5 protein-coding genes are annotated in these 6,433 nt (G+C 61.9%); 4 read left to right on the top strand and 1 reads right to left on the bottom strand.

All coding sequences use genetic code 11. The features are described 5' to 3' along the window. Nucleotides 1-281 precede the first annotated feature (281 nt). Nucleotides 282-1,355, bottom strand: coding sequence for a diguanylate cyclase (locus ACQKPC_RS07100; protein ID WP_427623836.1), 1,074 nt, complete (start codon nt 1,353-1,355; stop codon nt 282-284). A 314-nt stretch (nt 1,356-1,669) separates the two neighbouring features. Between ACQKPC_RS07100 and ACQKPC_RS07095 the strand changes: the two genes are divergently transcribed. Genes ACQKPC_RS07095 through glcF form a run of 4 tightly spaced genes read left to right on the top strand, consistent with a single transcriptional unit; the run spans nt 1,670 to nt 6,416 of the window. After that, entirely contained in the window at nt 1,670-2,596 is a 927-nt protein-coding gene (locus ACQKPC_RS07095) for an alpha/beta fold hydrolase (protein WP_123499695.1), read from the top strand. Nucleotides 2,597-2,648: 52 nt separating this feature from the next. After that, nucleotides 2,649-4,148, top strand: coding sequence for a glycolate oxidase subunit GlcD (gene glcD / locus ACQKPC_RS07090; protein WP_218396706.1), 1,500 nt, complete (start codon nt 2,649-2,651; stop codon nt 4,146-4,148). Then, the gene (glcE, locus tag ACQKPC_RS07085) at nt 4,148-5,197 is read left to right on the top strand and encodes a glycolate oxidase subunit GlcE (RefSeq protein WP_427623834.1); all 1,050 of its coding nucleotides are present in this window, start codon (nt 4,148-4,150) and stop codon (nt 5,195-5,197) included. The genes glcD and glcE overlap by 1 nt, the downstream gene beginning before the upstream one ends. 1 nt (nt 5,198) lies before the next feature. Further along, nucleotides 5,199-6,416, top strand: coding sequence for a glycolate oxidase subunit GlcF (gene glcF / locus ACQKPC_RS07080; RefSeq protein WP_427623833.1), 1,218 nt, complete (start codon nt 5,199-5,201; stop codon nt 6,414-6,416). The last annotated feature ends 17 nt before the right edge of the window (nt 6,417-6,433 follow it).

Here is a 6,433-nt window from a genome sequence, read left to right as displayed (position 1 = left end):
GCTTGGGTGAAAGGAGGAGGGGCGAAATCTCCCACGGATCTGTACTGCGTCAACAGTCAGAATCGGGCTTTGTCCCTCCTCCTCCCTTCAAGTCCTACCATACAAGCGGGCTTATGTGGCGAGGGGGCTTGCCCCCGTTCGACTGCGAAGCAGTCGTAAAACCAGTCACCGCTGTCTAATTCAAGATCGCGGTGACTGGTTTTAGGGGTGCTTCGCGCCCCAACGGGGGCAAGCCCCCTCGCCACATAAGCCCGCCTTCGAAGGAGATGTGCGGTGGTTTGCTAGACCGAATCGAGCAATGCCTTATGCGGTTTACCGTCACTGTGGCAAATGACGCGGTTGCGGCCGGTGGTCTTGGCTTCGTAGAGCGCCTGGTCGGCGTCGTTGAGCCATAGGGTCGCGTCGTCGTGGGCCGGGTTGAAGGCTGCCAGGCCGATACTCAAACTGACTTTCAACGCCGGGTTCTGCTCGTAACCCAACGTGGCGAAACGATCACGCAGCGCATCCATCGCCACGGCAGCGCGGTCCAGCGGCAGGTCCGGCAGCAGCACACAGAATTCGTCGCCGCCATAACGCCCGGCGACATCCGCTGCGCGCAGGTTCTGCTTGAGCATTTTGCTCAGCTGACGCAGGACGATGTCCCCTGCCACATGGCCGTAGGTATCGTTGATGGTTTTGAAATGGTCGATGTCGATCAGCGCAATCGCCCCGCCCTGCTGCTGGCGTTGGCAACGCTGAAACTCGATTTCCAGCTGATCTTTCCAGGCACCGTGATTCAGCAGGCCGGTCAGGCTGTCGGTGCGGCTCAGGGCCAGCAGTTCGCGCTTGTGCCGGCCGAGGGTGTCGGCCTGACGAAAGCAGATCCAGCCAAAGGACAGCGGATAAATCGACAGCAAAGGCAAGCAGGCGTACAGCTGAAACGGGCTGGTTTGCGGGACAAACGCCGGCATGAACACCAACAGCCCGAGGCCTATCCCAAGCACCTGCGCGACGACGCCCATCAACAGAAAACGCAAACCGCCAATGGCCACGTTGTGCATCGCCATCATCGAAAGGGTCGCCGCGCTGGGCAGCGGATTGAACTGCATGGCGGCCACCCAGAAACCGCCGAGAAACGCGTCCACCAGGATATTGCGGTGTTCGGCACGAAAAGGAATTTCCGCCCGGCGCGCCCATTGATAGGCCAAATGCGGCCAGAGCAGCCCGTTGAACAGCATTACCCCCCAGACCCATGGCGCCGGGTCGAGTGGGTACATCCCTGCGCCGACGCACAATAATCCAAGGGCCAGCCCCAGGATTCGCGACCCGTAAAGCCTCCTGGCCACTGAAAGTCCCTTTCCTCCCTTTTTTTCCATAGAGGCCTCTGTACCGCTGAACGGAGCCTGACAACACACGGGATTGAAAGTGTGTTTGAAGTCTATCAGGGCAACGGCAAATAGCCATCACCGGTTGGCGGTCTGAATAGCATCACCTCCCATGAGCTGAATACCCAATGTTTGGTCTATACATGAAGGGAGGGATCGATAACAACGATAAAGAGGACGCCTTTGTAGCAGCGGAAATGGCTTGATTGGGGTTTCTGGATTTCAGTTTCAGTTATCACCCATTGACCCGAGCGCTCAAACCCGCCGACCACACGCTGTCCTGATCACTGCAAAGGAATAGCCTGATGCTTTTGTTGGTTGTCACTATCGCCGTCTTCGTGGCCTGGAGCTGGTTGAGCTATCCGGCCATCGGTTACTGGCTCTATGACTTGAACATGGCGCTGGAGGCCCGACTGTACCGGTTACACAAGATCGTCGTGCCAATCCCCGAAATGACCGTTTCGACCTGGCAAGGCGGGCCTTACGAAGCCGCCAGCAGTGTGCTGATGCTGCACGGCTACAGCGCCGACAAGAACATCTGGCTGCGCTTCGCCCGGCATTTTGTCGACGACTACCGGGTGATTATTCCTGACCTCGCGGGGCACGGCGAAACCGGCTTCAAGGCCGGCGGTGGCTATGACATTCCGGTCCAGGCCAAACGGTTGATCCAGTTGCTCGATATCTGTGGGGTCGAAAAGGTACACGTGATCGGCAACTCCATGGGCGGCTACATCGCGGCATGGCTGGCGGCCAACTATCCGGAGCGCATTATCTCGCTGGCGCTGCTCGACCCGGCCGGCGTCACCGCCCCGGAGCCCAGCGACATGGAGCGACACCTGGCCCGCGGGCATAATCCGTTTTTGATTCATTCCCGTGAAGAGTTCCAGCATTTTTATGCCATGACCATGGTCTCACCGCCATGGGTGCCGGGGATCGTGCTGGACGCTGTCGCCCAGCGTTATGAACAGCAGCGCGACGAGCTGGAAGAAATCTTCAGGGACTTCCACGCCAGCCCGCCGATGGAGCCAAAACTGCCCGACATCAAATGTCCGGCGCTGCTTCTGTGGGGGCGCAAGGACCGCTTGATCGACGTCAGCAGCGTACCGGTCTGGAGCAAGGGCATCGCCGATCTGCAAGTGGAAATCTGGGACGGTGTCGGCCATATGCCGATGGTTGAGCAACCCGCCAAGACAGCGCGGCTGTATCGGGAGTTTTTGGGAAGGAAAACCTGATGAGATCCCTTGTGACAAAGGGGGCAAGCCCCTTTGCTCTAGGTGGTGAACGATGAACATTCTTTACGACGAACGCATCGACGGTGTTCTGCCCAATGTCGACAAGGCTGCGTTACTCAAGGCCTTGCAGCAGGAGGTGCCGGACCTGGACATTCTCTGGCGCGAAGAAGAACTCAAACCCTACGAATGCGACGGCCTCTCGGCCTATCGCACCACGCCGATGCTGGTCGCCCTGCCCCGGCAGCTGGAACAGGTGCAAGCGCTGCTCCGGCTCTGTCATGCCCGCAACGTGCCGGTGGTGGCGCGCGGAGCCGGCACCGGGTTGTCCGGCGGTGCACTGCCGTTGGACAAAGGCGTGCTGCTGGTGATGGTACGGTTCAACAACATTCTGCACATCGACCCTGCCGCCCGCACCGCACGAGTCCAGCCGGGAGTGCGTAACCTGGCGATATCCCAGGCAGCGGCGCCCTTCGGTTTGTATTACGCGCCGGACCCGTCCTCGCAAATCGCCTGCTCCATCGGCGGCAACGTCGCAGAAAACGCCGGCGGCGTGCATTGCCTCAAATACGGCCTGACCGTGCACAACCTGCTGAAACTCGAGGTGCTGACCCTTGAAGGCGAACACCTGACCCTCGGCGCCGATTCGCTGGACGCGCCGGGCTTCGACTTGCTGGCCCTGTTCACCGGCTCCGAAGGCTTGCTGGGGATCATCACCGAAGTCACGGTCAAACTGCTGCCCAAACCCCAGGTCGCCAAAGTCCTGCTGGCCAGTTTCGATTCCGTGGAAAAGGCCGGCCGCGCGGTGGCCGAGATCATCGCGGCCGGGATCATCCCGGGAGGCCTGGAGATGATGGACAACCTGGCGATCCGTGCCGCCGAGGATTTCATCCATGCCGGCTACCCGGTGGACGCCGAAGCGATCCTGCTCTGCGAACTGGACGGCGTCGAAGCGGATGTCCATGACGATTGCGAGCGGGTCCGCGAGGTGCTGCAACAGGCCGGTGCCAGCGACGTGCGCCAGGCTCGGGACGAAGCCGAACGTGTGCGGTTCTGGGCCGGACGCAAAAACGCCTTCCCGGCGATCGGCCGTCTCTCGCCGGATTACTACTGCATGGACGGCACCATCCCCCGCCGCGAACTGCCCGGTGTGCTCAAGGGCATCGCCAGCCTGGCGCAAGAGTACGGTTTGCGCGTGGCCAACGTTTTCCATGCCGGTGACGGCAATATGCACCCGCTGATCCTGTTCGACGCCAACCAGCCCGGTGAACTGGAACGGGCCGAAGCCCTCGGCGGCAAGATCCTCGAACTCTGCGTGAAAGTCGGCGGCAGCATCACCGGCGAGCATGGCGTCGGCCGGGAGAAAATCAATCAGATGTGCGCGCAGTTCAACAGTGATGAATTGACCCTGTTTCACGCCGTGAAAGCCGCGTTCGACCCAAAGGGCCTGCTCAATCCCGGCAAGAACATCCCGACCCTGCACCGCTGCGCGGAATTCGGCGCGATGCACATCCACGCCGGGCAACTGCCGTTCCCTGAGCTGGAGCGTTTCTGATGCCGGACTTCGATGCCAGTGAAGCCCTGCTGGAGCAGGTCAAACAGGCGCGGGAGAACGCCACGCCGCTGCGCATTCAGGGCGGTAACACCAAGGCGTTTCTCGGCCGTGAAGTGGCCGGAGAAATACTCGACACCCGCGCCCATTGCGGCATCGTCAGCTACGACCCGACGGAGCTGGTGATCAGCGTTCGCGCCGGCACGCCGCTGAGCGAACTGTTTGCCGCACTGGATGCAAAGGGGCAAATGCTGCCCTGCGAGCCACCATCGTTCGGCGAAGGCGCCACTGTCGGCGGGATGATCGCCGCGGGTCTGTCCGGGCCGCGGCGCCCATGGTCCGGTTCGGTGCGCGATTTTGTCCTCGGTACGCGGGTGATCAGTGGCCTCGGCACCCACCTGCGCTTCGGCGGCGAAGTGATGAAAAACGTCGCCGGCTACGACCTCTCGCGCCTGATGGTCGGCAGTTACGGCTGCCTCGGCGTGCTGACCGAAGTCTCGCTCAAAGTGCTGCCCAAACCCCGACAATGCTTGAGCATCAGCCTGGACATCGACTGCGTCCGCGCCTTGGAAAATCTGGCGCAATGGGGCCAGCAGCCACTGCCCATCAGCGCCGCCTGCCACGACGGTCAGCGTCTGTATCTGCGGCTGGAAGGCGGCGAAGGTTCGGTGATGGCCGCCCATCAACGGCTCGGCGGCGAACCGTTGGACTCCGGCTATTGGGCTGACCTGAACGAACAACGACTAGACTTTTTCAATGAGGGCCTGCCGCTGTGGCGCTTGTCATTGCCCAACAACCTCGGGCCTCTGGACTTGCCCGGTGAGCAACTGATCGACTGGGGCGGCGCGCAACGCTGGTTGAAGTCCGGCGCCGACAACATTCAGTCGCGAGCCCGTGAACTCGGCGGTCACGCCACCTGTTTCAGTCATGGCGTCAGCGAGACGCCATTCCAGCCGCTGGCCCCGGCGCTGCTGCGCTATCACCGGCAACTCAAGGCGCAACTGGACCCGCAAGGGCTGTTCAACCCTGGGCGGATGTACGCGGACCTTTAGCATGCAAACCAACCTCAGCGAACAGTCCAAACTACTGCCCCGCGCCGAAGAAGCGGACAAGATTCTGCGCACTTGCGTGCATTGCGGGTTCTGCAACGCCACGTGCCCGACGTATCAACTGCTGGGCGACGAACTGGACGGGCCGCGCGGGCGCATCTACCTGATCAAGCAAGTCCTCGAAGGCGCCCCCGCCACGGCCAAAGCCCAGTTGCACCTGGATCGCTGCCTGACCTGCCGCAACTGCGAAACCACCTGCCCGTCCGGGGTGGATTATCACAACCTGCTGGACATCGGCCGCGCCGTGATCGATCAAGCGGTGCCGCGCCCGGCCAGTCAGCGGTTGTTGCGTCAGGGGTTGCGGGCGCTGGCGCCGAACCCGAATCTGTTCAAGACTTTGCTGCAAATCGGCGCCACATTCAGGCCATTGCTGCCACGGGGCATAGAGGCAAAATTGCCCCACGACCTCCCCGCCGCAGGCGAGCGCCCTGTCCCTCGGCATGCGCGTCGGGTACTGATGCTCGAAGGCTGCGTGCAGCCCGGTCTGTCACCGAACACCAATGCCGCGACGGCGCGGGTGCTGGATCGGCTGGGGATCAGCGTGATCCCGGCGCCAGACGCCGGCTGTTGCGGCGCGCTGGACTATCACCTCGACGCCCAAGCCATGGGCCTGGACCGCGCCCGACGCAACATCGACGCTTGGTGGCCGCACCTGGAAAACGGCGCCGAAGCCATCGTGCAAACCGCCAGCGGCTGCGGCGCCTTCATCAAGGATTACGGGCATCTGCTGGAGCGCGACCCGGTCTATGCGGCCAAAGCCCAGCGGGTCAGCGAACTGGCCCTGGACCTGGTGCAAGTGTTAACCAATGAACCGTTGGAACGGGTCTGTGCTGCCACTGACCAGCGGATCGCCTTCCACTGCCCTTGTACCTTGCAGCACGCCCAAAAACTCGGCGGTGCGGTAGAAGCCGTGCTGACCCGATTGGGCTTCAATCTCACGGCGGTGCCCGACAGTCATTTATGTTGTGGCTCGGCCGGCACCTACTCGATCACCCAACCGGAACTGGCCCGACAACTGAGAGACAACAAACTCAACGCTCTGGAAAGCGGCCACCCCGAGGTCATCGCCACCGCTAACATCGGCTGTCAGAGCCACCTCAACAGCGCCGGACGAACGCCGGTCAGGCACTGGATCGAATTGGTGGACCAAGTGCTGCGATAACCGAACACTCCTGCGTT

Source organism: Pseudomonas sp. NPDC089918 (assembly GCF_050280605.1).
Lineage (GTDB): Bacteria > Pseudomonadota > Gammaproteobacteria > Pseudomonadales > Pseudomonadaceae > Aquipseudomonas.
The sequence above is the reverse complement of the archived record's forward strand: the minus strand, read 5'-3'. Positions and strand labels throughout refer to the sequence as shown.